The sequence below is a fragment of the Neptuniibacter sp. 2_MG-2023 genome (assembly GCF_030547495.1).
Lineage (GTDB): Bacteria > Pseudomonadota > Gammaproteobacteria > Pseudomonadales > Balneatricaceae > Neptuniibacter.
On the sequence record NZ_JAUOQC010000006.1, the window covers coordinates 78,958 to 94,610 of the forward strand.

General features: G+C 41.3%; 15 protein-coding genes. 2 read left to right on the plus strand and 13 right to left on the minus strand.

The window, feature by feature from the left end; genetic code table 11:
• Positions 1 to 9: 9 nt before the first annotated feature.
• The 13 genes from Q4486_RS07690 to rpmH form a co-directional block, all read right to left on the minus strand.
• Positions 10 to 543, minus strand: coding sequence for a F0F1 ATP synthase subunit delta (locus tag Q4486_RS07690; protein ID WP_303417427.1), 534 nt, complete (start codon positions 541 to 543; stop codon positions 10 to 12).
• A gap of 14 nt (positions 544 to 557) precedes the next feature.
• The gene (locus Q4486_RS07695; protein ID WP_303417426.1) at positions 558 to 1,028 is read right to left on the minus strand and encodes a F0F1 ATP synthase subunit B; all 471 of its coding nucleotides are present in this window, start codon (positions 1,026 to 1,028) and stop codon (positions 558 to 560) included.
• Between the two features lie 61 nt (positions 1,029 to 1,089).
• Positions 1,090 to 1,329: a F0F1 ATP synthase subunit C gene (gene atpE, locus Q4486_RS07700; RefSeq protein WP_197462808.1), complete on the minus strand. Its 240-nt coding sequence runs from the start codon at positions 1,327 to 1,329 to the stop codon at positions 1,090 to 1,092.
• 76 nt (positions 1,330 to 1,405) lie between these two features.
• Positions 1,406 to 2,251: a F0F1 ATP synthase subunit A gene (gene atpB, locus Q4486_RS07705; RefSeq protein WP_303417424.1), complete on the minus strand. Its 846-nt coding sequence runs from the start codon at positions 2,249 to 2,251 to the stop codon at positions 1,406 to 1,408.
• 16 nt (positions 2,252 to 2,267) lie between these two features.
• Positions 2,268 to 2,687, minus strand: coding sequence for an ATP synthase subunit I (locus Q4486_RS07710; protein WP_303417423.1), 420 nt, complete (start codon positions 2,685 to 2,687; stop codon positions 2,268 to 2,270).
• A gap of 195 nt (positions 2,688 to 2,882) precedes the next feature.
• Positions 2,883 to 3,761 carry a ParB/RepB/Spo0J family partition protein gene (locus tag Q4486_RS07715; protein WP_303417422.1) on the minus strand — a complete coding sequence of 293 codons (879 nt, stop codon included), beginning with the start codon at positions 3,759 to 3,761 and terminating at the stop codon, positions 2,883 to 2,885.
• Between the two features lie 3 nt (positions 3,762 to 3,764).
• On the minus strand, positions 3,765 to 4,559 hold the full coding sequence (locus tag Q4486_RS07720; RefSeq protein ID WP_303417421.1) for a ParA family protein: 795 nt from the start codon (positions 4,557 to 4,559) through the stop codon (positions 3,765 to 3,767).
• 2 nt (positions 4,560 to 4,561) lie between these two features.
• The gene (gene rsmG, locus Q4486_RS07725; RefSeq protein WP_303518966.1) at positions 4,562 to 5,200 is read right to left on the minus strand and encodes a 16S rRNA (guanine(527)-N(7))-methyltransferase RsmG; all 639 of its coding nucleotides are present in this window, start codon (positions 5,198 to 5,200) and stop codon (positions 4,562 to 4,564) included.
• On the minus strand, positions 5,200 to 7,110 hold the full coding sequence (mnmG, locus tag Q4486_RS07730; RefSeq protein ID WP_303518967.1) for a tRNA uridine-5-carboxymethylaminomethyl(34) synthesis enzyme MnmG: 1,911 nt from the start codon (positions 7,108 to 7,110) through the stop codon (positions 5,200 to 5,202). Before mnmG ends, rsmG begins: the two co-directional genes overlap by 1 nt.
• Positions 7,111 to 8,493: 1,383 nt before the next feature.
• Positions 8,494 to 9,861 (minus strand): tRNA uridine-5-carboxymethylaminomethyl(34) synthesis GTPase MnmE, encoded by a 1,368-nt coding sequence (gene mnmE, locus Q4486_RS07735; RefSeq protein ID WP_303518969.1) that lies wholly within the window; start codon positions 9,859 to 9,861, stop codon positions 8,494 to 8,496.
• A gap of 131 nt (positions 9,862 to 9,992) precedes the next feature.
• Positions 9,993 to 11,642 (minus strand): membrane protein insertase YidC, encoded by a 1,650-nt coding sequence (gene yidC, locus Q4486_RS07740; RefSeq protein ID WP_303518971.1) that lies wholly within the window; start codon positions 11,640 to 11,642, stop codon positions 9,993 to 9,995.
• 15 nt (positions 11,643 to 11,657) lie between these two features.
• Positions 11,658 to 12,029 (minus strand): ribonuclease P protein component, encoded by a 372-nt coding sequence (rnpA, locus tag Q4486_RS07745; RefSeq protein WP_303417411.1) that lies wholly within the window; start codon positions 12,027 to 12,029, stop codon positions 11,658 to 11,660.
• Between the two features lie 29 nt (positions 12,030 to 12,058).
• Positions 12,059 to 12,193 carry a 50S ribosomal protein L34 gene (gene rpmH / locus Q4486_RS07750; RefSeq protein WP_067867899.1) on the minus strand — a complete coding sequence of 45 codons (135 nt, stop codon included), beginning with the start codon at positions 12,191 to 12,193 and terminating at the stop codon, positions 12,059 to 12,061.
• A 684-nt stretch (positions 12,194 to 12,877) separates the two neighbouring features.
• Here rpmH and dnaA point away from each other — a divergent pair.
• Positions 12,878 to 14,425, plus strand: a complete 1,548-nt coding sequence (dnaA, locus tag Q4486_RS07755; protein ID WP_303518973.1) for a chromosomal replication initiator protein DnaA — start codon at positions 12,878 to 12,880, stop codon at positions 14,423 to 14,425.
• A gap of 47 nt (positions 14,426 to 14,472) precedes the next feature.
• On the plus strand, positions 14,473 to 15,576 hold the full coding sequence (dnaN, locus tag Q4486_RS07760; RefSeq protein WP_303417406.1) for a DNA polymerase III subunit beta: 1,104 nt from the start codon (positions 14,473 to 14,475) through the stop codon (positions 15,574 to 15,576).
• Positions 15,577 to 15,653: the final 77 nt, after the last annotated feature.

Below are 15,653 nucleotides of genomic sequence, written 5' to 3' on the forward strand. Positions count from 1 at the left end.
TTATTCCCCTCAGGAATTCATCGCTTCGGCCAATTTCGCAAGTCGAGCACGAACGGAGCCGTCGATCACTAAATCGTCTGTACGAACTACTACACCACCCAAAATAGATTTATCTATTTGAGAGGTCAGTGTTACATCACGACCTAGTTTGGTTTTCAGTGCCTGTGCAAGTTTTTCCTGCTGTTCATCTAGCAGTTCAAACGCCGTTGTCACTTCAATATCTAGTGACTTTTCTTGATTCGCTTTCAGTTTATTAAACTGCGCAGAAATCTCAGGCAATAATGCCAAACGTTTGTTCCCAGCTAGAAGCTTAAGGAAATTCTTACCCGCCTCATCTGCATCTTCACAAATGCTAACCATAACGTCAGCTTTTTGTGTGTTTGTAAGAGCAGGGTTACTCAGTACACTCGCTACCTTTTCATCATTAGCTGCAGCTGCAGCTAATGAAAGTGTAGCGGACCACTGATCAAGGTTACCCTTATCCATTGCATACTCAAAAGCAGCTTTGGTATAAGGCCGAGCGACAGTGTTGACTTCAGCCATCGTTAAACCTCGCTTTAAAGCTCAGCGGCCAGTTTTTCAACAAGCTGTGCATGTGCCTTTTCATCAATAGATGCTTCTAGAATTTTCTCTGCGCCTGCTAGGGCTAGAGTAGCAACCTGGCCACGTAATGCTTCACGTGCTTGGTTAACTTCTTGTTCTAGTTCAGCTGTTGCTGCCGCTTTAACACGACCTGCTTCTTCAACAGCTTTCTCTTTAGCTTCTTCGATGATCTGGTTAGCCCGCTTGTTGGCCTGTTCAATGATGGCGGCTGCTTCTTCTTTGCCTTTACGCATATTTTCAGTTGCTTTTTCTTGAGCCAACTGTAAATCACGCTCAGCACGATCAGCAGCGTCCAGACCTTCTGCAATCTTCTTTTTGCGCTCTGCTAGTGCGGCCGTAATTGGAGGCCATACAAATTTCATGCAGAAAACAACAAAAATAAAGAAAGCGATGGCCTGACCAATGATGGTTAGATTGATATTCACGCCATTACCTCTCGCGGTTGATTAAGTTAATCGACAAGTCAGTCTTACGACTTGTAGTTACTTACGCAACAGCGAACAGTACGTACAGACCAAGACCCACACCGATCATAGGTACAGCATCTACTAGACCCATTACGATGAAGAACTGCGTACGTAGAAGAGGGATCAGCTCAGGTTGACGAGCAGCACCTTCTAGGAATTTACCACCTAGGATACCGATACCAACCGCAGCACCCACGCTGCCTAGACCCAACATCAGCGCACCAGCGATGTACAGCAATGCCATTTCCATCAGTTTTATCTCCACTTTAAGTTTTAAATTTAAAAAAAATTTCTAAAAATTCGGTTTTTTACTACTTTTCTTTATCTATAACCACCTAGTGGTGATCATACGCCATAGCCATATAAACAATTGTTAGGACCATGAAGATGAACGCCTGCAGGGTAATTACCAGGATATGGAAAATTGCCCAAGGTACAGAGAGTACCCACTGCGCCCAGAACGGTAGTAAAGCGATCAGGATGAAGATCATTTCACCAGCGTACATGTTACCGAACAGTCGCAGCGCCAGTGATATAGGCTTAGCTAACAATCCGACAAGTTCTAAGAACAGGTTAAATGGAAGCATCCATTTACCTAAAGGCTGGAATGATAGTTCAGCTAAGAAACCACCCAAACCTTTCTGTTTAATGCTGTAAAAAATAATCAGGGCAAATACACTTAATGCCATACCCGCTGTTGCATTCACGTCTGTTGTAGGTACTACTTTCATATAGACGTGATGAGGGTCAGCACCAAAACTAGCGCCAATTTGACCAGCAACAAATGGAATCCAATCAACAGGGATCAAATCCATTGTATTCATGAGGAAAATCCACACAAAAATGGTCAATGATAAAGGTGCAATCAGATCATTTTTATGGTGGAAAATGCCTTTAACGTTTTCATCAACAAATTCGATGATCGTTTCGACAAAGTTTTGAGTACTACCCGGTACACCTGAAGTAGCTGTTTTTGCTACTTTACGGAACAACCAAGTGAATAGAACACCTAGGGCAATAGACCAGCCCAAAGTATCTACATTGATTGCCCAAAAACCCATTTCAGCAGCTTCCTGAGCGTTATGAGCAAAGCTCATACCGTTTACAGGGTGACTACCAAACGTAAGGTTCGTTAGGTGGTGGGAAATATACTCTGAGGATGTTTGCGTTCCACTAGCCATTCTCAGTCTCTCTCGTTCAAAGTTTTAGGAATCTGTTATTTAATTTCATCTGAGCAAACCACGCTGATACCTGCATCAAGATGAATGTGCCAAATAAGGAAAATGGATTCAGAGGTTGAATCAAAATAAACACCGCTGAAAACCCCAGAATGCTTATTCCCATTTTCCATATTTGGCTCACGTACATTTCGGCTAATGCTCTTCCCGCGCTTTGTTTATCGCGAAAACTCAGAGCACGATGGGCAAAATAAATATTAGGTATAAGGTATAAGCCTCCACCTAACAAAGCAGACCATGCGCTTACTAAACTATCTAGCAAAAATATTGCTGATAAAATCACACATAAAACTGCCTGTATTAAGAAAACTCTAAAAATTTTCTCTCGAGTTTTACGACTATGGACACCTTGCTTTCGATTAGCTTTGTCCGTTGTCATTGAGTAAAACCTTTAAACTATTTTTATCGCGTTTCTTAACACGCTCTATCTTGGCGCACATATAGCCCAAAATGCGTGCCGATTATATGGGCTTAAGGCTTAAGAGACAACAGTCAGTTTGAGCATTTGCACTAATGTCTTAGCAGATAATGCTATAAGTCAGTTTTATTAAGTGCGAAAGTAGTACTTATGCTCTTATTTCAATAAAGACAGTATAGTTTCTAAGGTTTCAGCATCATCATAATTGATAGTGATTTTGCCTTTACCTTTAGCATTTTCACTAACCGCAACATTAGTGGCAAAACGTATAGATAACTCACCGGCTAATTCACTTAGACGAGGGTTTGGCTCCGGTTTAATTTTCTCAGGGCTAGGTTCGCCACCTTGTTGAATTTTCTTAACCAAAGCTTCAGTTTGACGTACAGACATACCTTGACCAGAAATTTCCTGAGCAGCCTGTAATTGTAGATCGCCATCAAGAGCGAGTAAGGCACGTGCATGACCCATTTCAAGGTCACCATATTCAAGCATTTTCTTAACTTCATCGCCTAATTTCATTAAGCGAAGAAGGTTTGTAACTGCTGAACGGGATTTGCCAACCGCATCAGCAACTTCTTGTTGAGTTAACTCAAATTCATCTTTTAAACGTTGAAGAGAGATCGCTTCTTCAATTGGATTTAGATTCTCACGCTGAATATTCTCTATCAGCGCCATTGCGATCGCAGCTTCATCGGGAACATCTTTCACAATAGCAGGAATTTCAACTAATCCTGCCATCTGTGTTGCACGCCAGCGACGTTCACCTGCAATAATTTCATAACGATCAGAGTCGATCGGGCGAACAACAATAGGTTGCATAACCCCTTGCGCTTTAATTGAGTTAGAAAGCTCCTCAAGCGCTTGAGGTTCAATATCGCGTCTAGGCTGATAGCGTCCACGCTGAATCACATCAACAGCTAGTAAACGATAACCATCTAATGATTCTGCACCTTGAGTTGAAACATTATCTTCAACATCACTAACACTCGATAAAAGAGCATCCAGACCTTTTCCTAGACCACGCTTTTTAGCCATTAACTATGCTTCCTGTGATTGTTCTTTTTCTTCCAACTTGGTACGGCGAATAAGTTCACCAGCCAATGCTAAATATGCAACGGCACCGCGGGAGTTTTTATCGTACAAAAGAGCCGGTAAACCATGACTTGGCGCCTCAGCTAACCTAATATTTCTTGGTATAACAGTGCGATAAACTTTATCACCAAAATATTCAACGAGGTGAGATGACACATCTTTTGTCAGACTCATCCGCGGGTCAAACATTGTACGTAAAATCCCCTCTATTTTTAGAACAGGATTTAAACGTTTATTAATTTTATCAATAGTACCAATCAGTGCTGATATACCTTCCAATGCATAATATTCACATTGCATAGGTATTATCACACCAGCTGAGGATGCCAACGCATTCACCGTAAGTAGATTGAGTGAGGGCGGATTGTCTATCAATACATAATCATAATCATCATCAACGTCGATTAGTGCCATTTTGAGGCGAAATTCACGACGTGGAATTTGAAGCAGTTCAACTTCTGCTGCGGTTAGATCGCCATTAGAGCCAATTAGATCGTATCCGCCGACAGTATCCTTAACAATTGCTTCACTTATATGAACTTTATCGGTTAAAACCTCATACACTGTATTTTCTAATGTATGTTTATCAACACCACTACCCATACTCGCGTTACCTTGAGGATCAAGGTCTACCAAGAGTACTCGTTTTTTTGTAGCAGCCAATGAAGCAGCCAGATTTACGCAGGTCGTTGTTTTACCTACGCCTCCTTTCTGGTTTGTGATCGTTAAGATCTTTGCCACGCCTAGCGTCTCCCTAAAACTAGCAAATGCCTTTCACCTTCTGTTTCTGGTACTTGTAAGCGGTGACAGGTTTTTAATTCGAAACCATCAGGTAATACTGATAGTTCGTCTTCAGGATACAGTCCTTTCATTGCAAGAAAAACACCCTCTTTCTCACAAAGCTGATGAGTCCAGTTGATCATATCTTCGATTGATGCAAAAGCTCTAGATATAACCTGATCGAAAGGCTCAAACTGACAATTTTCAACACGATCATTAACAATCGTCAAATTTTCAAGCGATAACTCAGTTTTAACTTGCTGCTGAAAGCGTGTTTTTTTGCCATTACTATCCAATGTAGTAACCGATAACTCCGGATAACATATAGCAAGAGGTATGCCGGGAAGTCCGGGGCCACTGCCTACATCTATAATTCGTTTACCTTGGATATATGGCACTATACTCAAACTATCTAACAAATGACGATTAACCATATCCAGCGGCTTTCTGACCGCGGTTAAGTTATACGCTTTATTCCATTTGATAAGTAGGTGTAAATAGTTAATCAATAGGTCTATTTGCTGCTCACTAATATCTAAACCTAAGGTTTTAATGCCCTTTTTAAGTGCAGATTCTAAATCACCTTGTGCAAACTGATTCATTAACTAGCAACCTGCTCTGATTTATCGGTTGTTTGCTTTTTGCTCAATTGATGCTTTTTCAAATAAACCAGCAGTAATGATATAGCAGCTGGAGTCATACCTTGAATTCTAGAGGCTTGCGAAATAGTTTCAGGGCGAACATCTTTTAATTTAGCTTTAAGTTCATTGGATAATCCACCGACCTGATCATAATCAAAACCTTCAGGTAATAATGTATTCTCCTGACGACGCATCTGCTCGATCTCATCTTTCTGACGATCAATATATCCTGCGTATTTATTGTGAATTTCAACCTGTTCAGATACTTGGCTATTGTTTACACCTTCACCTTTCAAATTAGCAATATCTGCATAGCTAAGTTCTGGACGCTTTAGCAGATCAGAAAGATTATATTCTCGCGATAGTGGCGACTTAAGCTTAGGTGCTAATTGATCAGCTTCAGCTGATCCTGGTTGAATCCAAGTCTCTTTTAAGCGTTGTTGCTCGCGCTCAATAGATTCACGTTTTTCACAAAATGCCTGCCAACGTTCATCGCCAACTAAACCAAGCTCTCTACCTTTTTCAGTTAAACGAAGATCTGCATTATCTTCTCTTAAAATAAGACGGTACTCAGCACGGCTGGTAAACATTCGATAAGGTTCAGAAGTACCTAAAGTGATCAGATCATCTACCAATACACCAATATAAGCTTCATCCCTACGGGGATACCATTGATCTTTATCTAGAGCTCTTAGCGCTGCGTTTGCTCCAGCTAATAGCCCTTGTGCTCCGGCTTCTTCATAACCTGTTGTGCCATTGATTTGGCCTGCGAAGTACAAACCATCCATATATTTAGTTTCAAGGGTATGCTTTAAATCCTGAGGATTGAAAAAATCATATTCAATGGCATAACCAGGACGAACAATATGGGCGTTTTCAAAGCCACGAATCGATTGAACCGCTGCTAACTGAATATCAAATGGCAAGCTTGTTGAAATGCCATTCGGATAAAGCTCATGGGTTGTTAAACCTTCAGGTTCAACAAAAACTTGATGCTGATTTTTATCAGCAAAGCGCATAATTTTGTCTTCAATTGAAGGGCAATAACGTGGACCAACCCCTTCAATAACACCCGTATACATGGGCGATCGATCTAAACCACTACGTAAAATATCGTGGGTGCGCTCATTGGTGTAAGTGATATAACAACTGATCTGTTCAGGATGATCACTTAACTTACCCATGTATGACATAACCGGTGTTGGCGTATCTCCCGGCTGTTCTTGCATAACAGAGAAATCAACGCTTCGCGCATCGATTCTTGGCGGCGTCCCTGTTTTTAGTCGATCTACACGAAAAGGAAGTTCACGTAAGCGATTAGCTAAGGCGATGGAAGGTGGATCACCTGCTCGCCCACCTGAGTGATGTTCCAAACCGATATGAATAACACCCCCAAGGAAGGTACCGGCGGTTAGCACAACCGATTTTGCTTTAAAGCGAATCCCTGTTTGGGTCACAACCCCTCTTACCGATTCACCTTCAATAATCAGGTCATCAGCAGATTGTTGAAAAATATCTAAATTGGGTTGGCTTTCAAGAATCTCTCTTACCGCTGCTTTGTAAAGAATTCGGTCAGCTTGTGCTCGTGTCGCACGAACGGCTGGGCCTTTACGTGAATTCAATGTACGAAACTGAATACCACCTTTGTCCGTAGCACGTGCCATTGCGCCATCTAACGCATCAATTTCCTTAACCAAATGACTTTTACCGATACCACCAATGGCAGGGTTACAGGACATTTGGCCTAAGGTTTCAATGTTATGGGTTAACAATAATGTTTTTGCACCTGTGCGGGCTGATGCTAATGCAGCTTCAGTACCTGCATGGCCACCACCGATAACAATGACATCAAAGTGGGTTGGAAAATCCACTGTTGTATTACCTCTAAAAAAGAATGCTGTTAGATCTGGTTAAGACGTTTCGAGCACTTGTGTTGAATACGGTTTTTGAAATGGAGGCTGATTATACCTGCACTTCCGTCTATTAGGAATGTTCATTTTTTATACAGCTCTTAGATTCTTCTTTTTTATATAAAGAATTATATTATTTAAAGATTATATATATGTTTTCTTATTTTAATGATTGTTATTAGGGAGCCACTTTTCTGGTGGTAACTGAATATTTTCTTTGTATTTCAATAGATTACAAGAATGATAACCGGTATCTAAAGGTGGATACATTGTCTGCAAAGCCTCCGTGTAAGTTGTGGATATATAGCCTACTTACCCACAGGGGGAATTATCCACATCCTTATCCCTATGTTACTTAACTATCCTCATACAGTTTGTTCACAGCTTCTGTAGATAAGATTTTTAGGTAATTTATTATTTTATTTTTATTTAGGGATAAGTATTCTTAATTTCTTCTTATCTATTTGATAAATAAAGATTAAATTATTGTTTTTATAGTTAAAAGTTTATTTTAAGGTGTTTTCTATACAATTCGTTCTGTGGATAAGATGGGAGTAACATTTTATCTACTTGTGCAATAGAGGGGGATTTATATGTATAACTTTATATAGGAAAAACTTAGCAATTTTCCTGTTTTATGGCTTTTGTATCGTAGGTAGATAGAGTTATAAGTATTTTATATTAATATTATTCAGTGAATATCAATTTAACATTAAACTTATTCATTTAATTATTGTTATAAAACTACTTTTTATGATTTATGGATCAATCACAAATAGTGGATTTAACTCTCAAAATTAAAGTGATATAGAGTTTAATTAATAGGCTCCAGCAGTAAAAAATTATCTCGAACTGAACAAGCCACAAAAGATATTCAAGGTAAAATATCTAGTTTACAGAGTGAAATTGGCCACCTTTCAAGTGCTATGAATAGTGGTAAATAAACTGCTGAAGAGAGCGTGAATCGTTTACAGGTTACTGCCAATCCGTTGCGTTCTATATTCAGGTAATGATATGAATCTGCAGATACGGTAGCAGAGCAGCAGATACAATTTTCTGGCAGTTAAAGGATCGTTTGATGAGTATTCACTCTGAAGCAAGCAATACTTAATCTATGAGTACTGAGTTAGAAACTTAGGTCGGTAAGATGTATACAGATATGGAACAATTGGAATCAGTTATTGCTAGCTTTTAAATACAGAAAAAAGTTGCTTAGCTTTTATGACATAACTTTATTTTACACCTAAAAAAGACCGCGTTATTAGCGGCCTTTTATATTGGATTAGGTGATTTATTAAGCTATTTTTTGCACCTACCTATAAGAGGTGTATTGTAAGTGATTAATCACTTCCCTATGCAGAAAGAGCTAAAAATTCGACCTAGTAGGTCATCTGATGAAAAGGCCCCGGTAATTTCGTTTAAAGTGTGTTGAGCTTGACGGAGATCTTCAGCAAGCAGCTCCCCTGCTCCATTGACTTCTAACTGTGTTTGTCCAATACGTAGTAATGCGTGGGCCCGTTCTAGTGCATCAAGATGGCGTCGTCTTGCCATAAAACCGCCTTCCGTCGTTGCACTAAAGCCCATGCACTGTTTTAAGTGCTCACGCAGTAGATCTACACCGATTTGAGATTTAGCGGATAAGGTGATGGTTGTATGATCTTGTGCTTCGATAATACCGATTGTTTCACCGCTAAGATCAGCTTTATTTCTGATGACGGTAATTTTGCTTGAATCGGGTAATTGGTGAACAAATTCAGGCCATATTTTTTCTGGATTATCTGTTTCTGTTGATTGGCTATCAACCATCAATAAAACAAGATCGGCCTTTTTTATCTCCTGCCATGCGCGGTCGATACCTATACGCTCAACTTCATCAGGTGCATCCCGTAGACCAGCTGTATCAATAATATGCAGTGGCATACCATCAATATGAATATGCTCCCTCAGTACATCTCGAGTTGTTCCTGCGATATCTGTGACTATAGCGGTTTCTCGTCCGGCTAAGGCATTAAGTAAACTTGATTTACCCGCATTCGGTCTACCCGCGATCACTACGTTCATACCTTCACGTAGTAAACTGCCTTGTTTAGTTTCGGTTTGAACATTCGCAATTTTTTCAAGAATCTTATTAAGATCGTTAAGGACTTTGCCATCGGCGAGGAAATCGATCTCCTCTTCGGGGAAATCAATAGCGGCTTCTACATAGATGCGTAACAGGATTAAAGCTTCTACCAATTCATGTATACGGTTTGAAAATTCACCTTGTAGGGAGCGGATAGCGCAGCGAGCGGCTTGTTCAGATGAGCTATCTATCAGGTCAGCTATAGCCTCTGCCTGAGCAAGATCTAACTTATCATTCAGGAAAGCCCGTTCTGAAAATTCACCCGGTTTAGCTAAACGAGCGCCTAATTCTATCGCTCGTCTTAAGATTAAATCGACTATCACTGGGCCGCCGTGACCTTGTAGCTCTAATATATCTTCACCGGTAAATGAATTAGGTCCGGGAAAATAGAGGGCAATCCCCTGGTCTATCTCTAACCCGTTGTCATCAAAAAAAGGGCCATAATAGGCATAACGGGGCTTAAGTTCTGTTTTAAGAACCTGTGTCGCAATCTCTTTGGCCAAAGGGCCTGAAATTCGGACGATACCAACACCACCACGACCAGGAGGGGTAGCTTGAGCGGTAATCGTATCTTTGGCGGTAAGTGTCATAGTGTCTCTCTACAGATTCTTTCTAATCAATCCTAAGTGTGCGCAGTCTATCACTTTAAGATAGAACGATCAGGCACAAAAAAGCCGCTAATTGTTAGCGGCTTTTTGTTAGCGGGTTATCTAAGTAATATCTACTTATCGGTTCCCGCTTCAATCTGCTTATTGATCACATATTGCTGAGCTATAGACAGCACGTTGTTCACCACCCAGTAAAGGGTTAGACCTGCTGGGAACCAAAGGAAGAAGAAAGTGAACATGATGGGTAGCATCTTCATGATCTTCGCCTGCATTGGATCTGGAGGTGTTGGGTTCAACATCTGCTGAATAAACATACTTGCACCCATAATAATCGGTAGGATGAAGTATGGATCTTTAACCGATAGATCCGCTAGGTATAGGAACTCAGCTTGTCTAAGGTCGACAGACTCCATTAGTACCCAGTAAAGAGCAATAAAGATCGGCATCTGAGCAACAATAGGTAAACAACCACCCAAAGGATTGATTTTTTCCTTTTGGTAAAGCTTCATCATCTCTGAAGACATCTTCTGGCGGTCATCACCATAAAGCTCTTTAAGACGAGTCATCTCAGGGCCAAACTTACGCATTTTAGCCATAGACTTGAAAGCTTTTGCGTTTAGTTGGAACAAAGCAGCTTTCACAAGAATAGTGATACCTATGATCGCAAGACCCCAGTTACCAACTATGCCGTGGATCCATTTAAGCAACATATATAGAGGAGAAGCGATCCACCAAAGCACACCGTAATCTACAGTTAGCTTAAGGTTTTCATCAGCCATTTCCATAATGTCCTGATCTTTAGGACCTGCGTAGAAGTTAGCACTTACTGTTTTGCTATCGCCTGCAGCTACAGTGAAATCAGGAGATAGGAAACCTGCAATATAATTACCGTTCAACTTACGAGTTTGGTAGTTATATTCGGCACCCTTCTCTGGAATCCAAGCACTTAAGAAATAGTGCTGGGACATAGCTACCCAGCCATCTAAGCTTTTCTCTTTAAACTGCTTTTCATCGATGTCATCAAAGTCGTATTTAGTGTAGTTACTCTCTTGTGTAGAGAAAACCGGACCTAAATAAGATTGCATGCCCATATCAGTTGTTGATGTAGGATCTGCACTTTTATCACGTTTAATCTGACCAAACAGGTTAGCAGACCAGCTTTCTTCAGACTGGTTGTTAACGATGAATTCAAGGCCGATTTCGTAGGAACCTTTATTAAAGGTATAACGCTTAGTGATCTGAACAGCGTTTTCAGTAACGTAAGTTAAATCAACAGAGAGAGAATCTTGATCGTCTAAGATAAATTCACTCTGAGAGATAGAATAAGTTGGGCGGCCATTTGCACTTGCATCTGGACCATTTTTACCAACTAGACCACTCTGAGAAACGTAAGTACGTTCTGCTGTTTGCTCAAGTAATACGAATGGAAGCTCAGAACCTAGTACTGCTTTATATTCAGGTAAAGATACCTGAATAATGTCGCCGCCTTTAGTATCTATAGTTACATTCAATACGTCAGTTTTCACCTCAACTAGAGATGCTTTCTGAGCTTGAGCTGCTGTTGCTGGTAGATCACCAGCTTGAGCTGTTGCCTCTACTGCCGCCGGCAGATCAGACACTGCGGGTTGTGTTTCATAAGCAGAAACAGAGGTTGTTACTTGCTCAGCTTGAGGTTGCTGACCGTAATCTTGGTTCCATTGTAGCACCAGCATGTAGCTGATCAGGCAAAGTGCTCCAATAAGAATAATGCGCTGTACATCCATGGGTTAGGGACCAAATCAGGTTTTCTTTAACTTTCTCGATTTATTATTTAATCGGGACCAGCATTTCTTCATCAGCTTGTGGACGTCTTGATTTTCCATCTCTCCTAGACCCTTTCGAGCAAGGATAATGATGTCCACAGCAGGTAAATCATGTTGATTCAGACGAAATGATTCGCGAATGATACGCCGAACACGGTTACGTTTCACCGCTTGACGAACATTTTTTTTAGAAATAACGAAACCAATTCGAGCTTGGTCAAGATCATTGGGGCGAGAAAGTATGAGGAGAGGCTGGTCTGGTACCTTCAACTGTACGTCGTCAAACACACGTTGAAAGTCCCGGCCGGTCAACAAACGTAACCGGCGTGGGTAACTGAATTCGGTCATTCAAATAAACCAGACCTTTTTGTCAGCCATTAAGCTGACAGGCGTTTACGGCCTTTAGCACGGCGGCGGTTAATAACCGCACGTCCAGCTTTAGTAGCCATACGTGAACGAAATCCGTGAGTGCGTTTACGTTTTAGTACGCTTGGTTGAAATGTTCTTTTCATCGGTCAATCCTGCCAACGCATTTGATGAATGAAATACGCAGCCAAATTGACTACGCGAAAAAATAGAGGCGGAATTCTAGTGAATTTGTCGGGAGGGTTCAATCTATTTTTACTAATAATCACTGTTTTTTAACAAACAGACCCATTTATCGCTATTTTAAGGCCTAATCTGAGCTAGAGATAGAAGCAAAATCTTTAAATAGAGGTTTTTGAAATTCTTAATACTCGCTAACTTTAGCTATCTGTCTTTAGTTTTGCTGTTGGTTTTTAAATTTATATGTAAGCGATAAACACTATATTCGACCCTTTTAAAGGCGGTAAATTTAGTGTTTTGATTGTTTTTGTTACTAACTCTGTTAATTGTGTGGATAACTCCTGTGAGCGCTTGAAAACTATACCCATTGTTTGCTGTATAACTTTGGGGATTAAAAGTGGGTTAGTTGTGATTTAAAGAATAAAATTCTTTTAATAAACAATCGCCAACAGCCCTATTTATAGGGCTTTTGAGAAATGGAAAAATTATAAAAAGATTTACAAAAAAGGCCCCTGCTTTGTGGATAAGTGAAGCAGAAGTGGTTAGAATCCTTCTATACTTTGGTGTATCTCTATTATATGCAGTTCATCTGCTTGCCAGAGTAAAATACTAATAACCATAATTACAGGATAGAGAAGGGCCTCTCCCTTATGTCGACGGAACTATGGGCGCGTTGTTTACATAGCCTTCAGGATGAGTTTCCGACTCAGCAATACAATACATGGATTCGACCTTTAAAAGTCGCGCCTGAAAGTGCTGATCGGTTAGTTCTGGTAGCCCCCAACCGTTTTGTACGTGATTGGGTGAATGACAAGTTCCTTTCGCGCATCCGCCAAGTGGTTTGTGATGTTAGCGGTGATATATCCACAGAAGTTGCGCTAGACGTTGCTAATAATCGCGGCGTTGCTGCTCCTCGGCCACGGACTGCTGCTATAGCTGCACGTCGCCCTGCTCCGCCTGCACGCGTTGCTGAAACAATTTTTAATCCAGAACAACATAATAGTTTTGAACCTGCTGCCACCTCTCCTCCTGCTGAACCTCCTAGAGAAAACATCTTTCAGCCGGGTCTGGAGCCTGAGCCATCTCAGATTCAAATGCCGATGGATATGCCTACTCCACCACAACAGCAGCCTATGGTTGAGCGTACAGTTAATGTTGAAGGTGGTCTTAAACATCCGCAATCTAAGTTAAACCAGTCTTTTACCTTTGAAAGTTTTGTACAAGGTAAATCTAACCAGCTAGCTTTAGCCGCTGCACGACAGGTCGGTGATAATCCTGGTGTTTCTTATAACCCACTCTTTATATACGGTGGTGTTGGTTTAGGTAAAACCCACTTGATGCATGCGGTGGGTAACGAGATGTTGAAGCGCAACCCAAATGCGAAGATCGTTTATCTTCACTCTGAGCGTTTTGTTGCAGACATGGTTAAAGCCCTACAGCTCAATGCGATCAATGATTTTAAGCGTTACTATCGATCTGTTGATGCACTATTGATCGATGATATTCAGTTTTTTGCCGGTAAAGAGCGTTCACAGGAAGAGTTTTTCCACACATTCAATGCCCTGCTAGAGGGTGGTCAGCAGATGATTCTGACCAGTGACCGTTATCCAAAAGAGATTAACGGTGTTGAAGAGCGTCTTAAATCCCGATTTGGTTGGGGATTAACCGTTGCCATTGAACCACCGGAATTAGAAACCCGTGTTGCCATATTGATGAAGAAAGCCGACGAAGCCCGTGTCCGCTTACCGGATGATGCTGCTTTCTTCCTTGCGCAAAAAATCAGATCCAATGTCCGTGAATTAGAGGGTGCTTTAAAGCGTGTAATTGCCAATGCTCATTTCACCGGTAGTGCAATAACAACACCTTTTATTAAAGAATCTCTAAAAGACCTACTGGCATTGCAGGATAAACAGGTTAGTATTGATAATATTCAACGAGTTGTAGCTGATTATTATAAAATTAAGGTTTCTGATCTGTTGTCGAAAAGACGCAGCCGTTCTGTTGCTAGACCACGCCAAGTGGCGATGAGTTTATCGAAAGAACTGACTAACCATAGTTTGCCAGAAATTGGTGATGCGTTTGGTGGTCGTGATCACACTACTGTGCTCCATGCTTGTCGTAAGATAAAGGAGTTGCGCGAGAGTGATGCGGATATCAGAGAAGATTATAAGAATTTACTGCGCCATCTAACGGCGTAAATATACCGGTCTTAATCCGGCCATATATAAAGGTAGGTGGGTAAACGATGAAATTTGTCATCTCACGTGAAGCGCTGATTAAGCCTCTGCAACTAGTTGCAGGTGTGGTTGAGCGCCGACAGACATTGCCAGTGCTATCCAATATTTTATTGGTGGCTGAAGGAGATCAGCTGTCCATGACCGGTACAGACCTTGAGGTCGAACTGGTTGGACGTGTGACACTGGACGAGCCTGCTGAAGCAGGTTCAGTGACAGTGCCAGCACGTAAGCTGATGGATATCTGTAAATCGCTGCCTGATTCCGCAAGAATCGAGCTGACGCTTACCGGTCAGAAAATGGTGATTAAAGCGGGTCGTAGTCGCTTTAGTTTATCAACTCTGCCTGCTGCAGAATTTCCAAATGTTGAAGACAGTCCAGAAACTCTAGAGCTATCTATGGTGCAGCAGCAGTTGCGTAACCTGATCGATAAGACGGGTTTCTCAATGGCTCAACAGGATGTGCGCTACTACCTTAACGGTATGTTGTTAGAGATCGCCGATGGTCAGCTTCGCGCCGTATCTACAGATGGACACCGTTTAGCAACCAGTGTGACCAATGTTGAAGCGCAAGAAGGTCTTCAGCATCAGATCATTGTGCCGCGTAAAGGTATTCTTGAGCTTGCCCGTCTACTGCAAAGTGGTGAGGAGGAGTTACGTTTAGTCATTGGTGCCAGTCATATTCGTGCCCATGTAGGTGACTTTACCTTCACATCTAAACTTGTTGATGGCAAGTTCCCAGATTATGAACGCGTTATCCCGAAAAATGGCGACAAGATCCTGTTAAGTGATCGTATGGAACTACGCCAAGTTCTAAGCCGTATCGCGATTCTTTCCAATGAGAAGTATCGTGGTGTGCGTCTTGCCCTTTCTCCCGGTTATCTACAGGTTATGGCGAATAACCCTGAGCAGGAAGAAGCGGAAGAAACATTGGCGGTTGATTATGATGGCGATAGTTTAGAGGTTGGCTTTAACGTTAACTATCTACTGGATTGCTTATCTATTCTTAACTCTGACGTTGTGCGTTTAACTTTATCGGATTCCAACTCCAGTGCGCTGGTTGAAGGGTTTGATGAGGAAGGAAACCTATACGTTGTTATGCCAATGCGTATGTAATTAACAGTATATCTTGTGATAAGTACTGAATTACATAGTGATATTTTTATCCTTGGGAGCTGTGACCAGCTCCCATA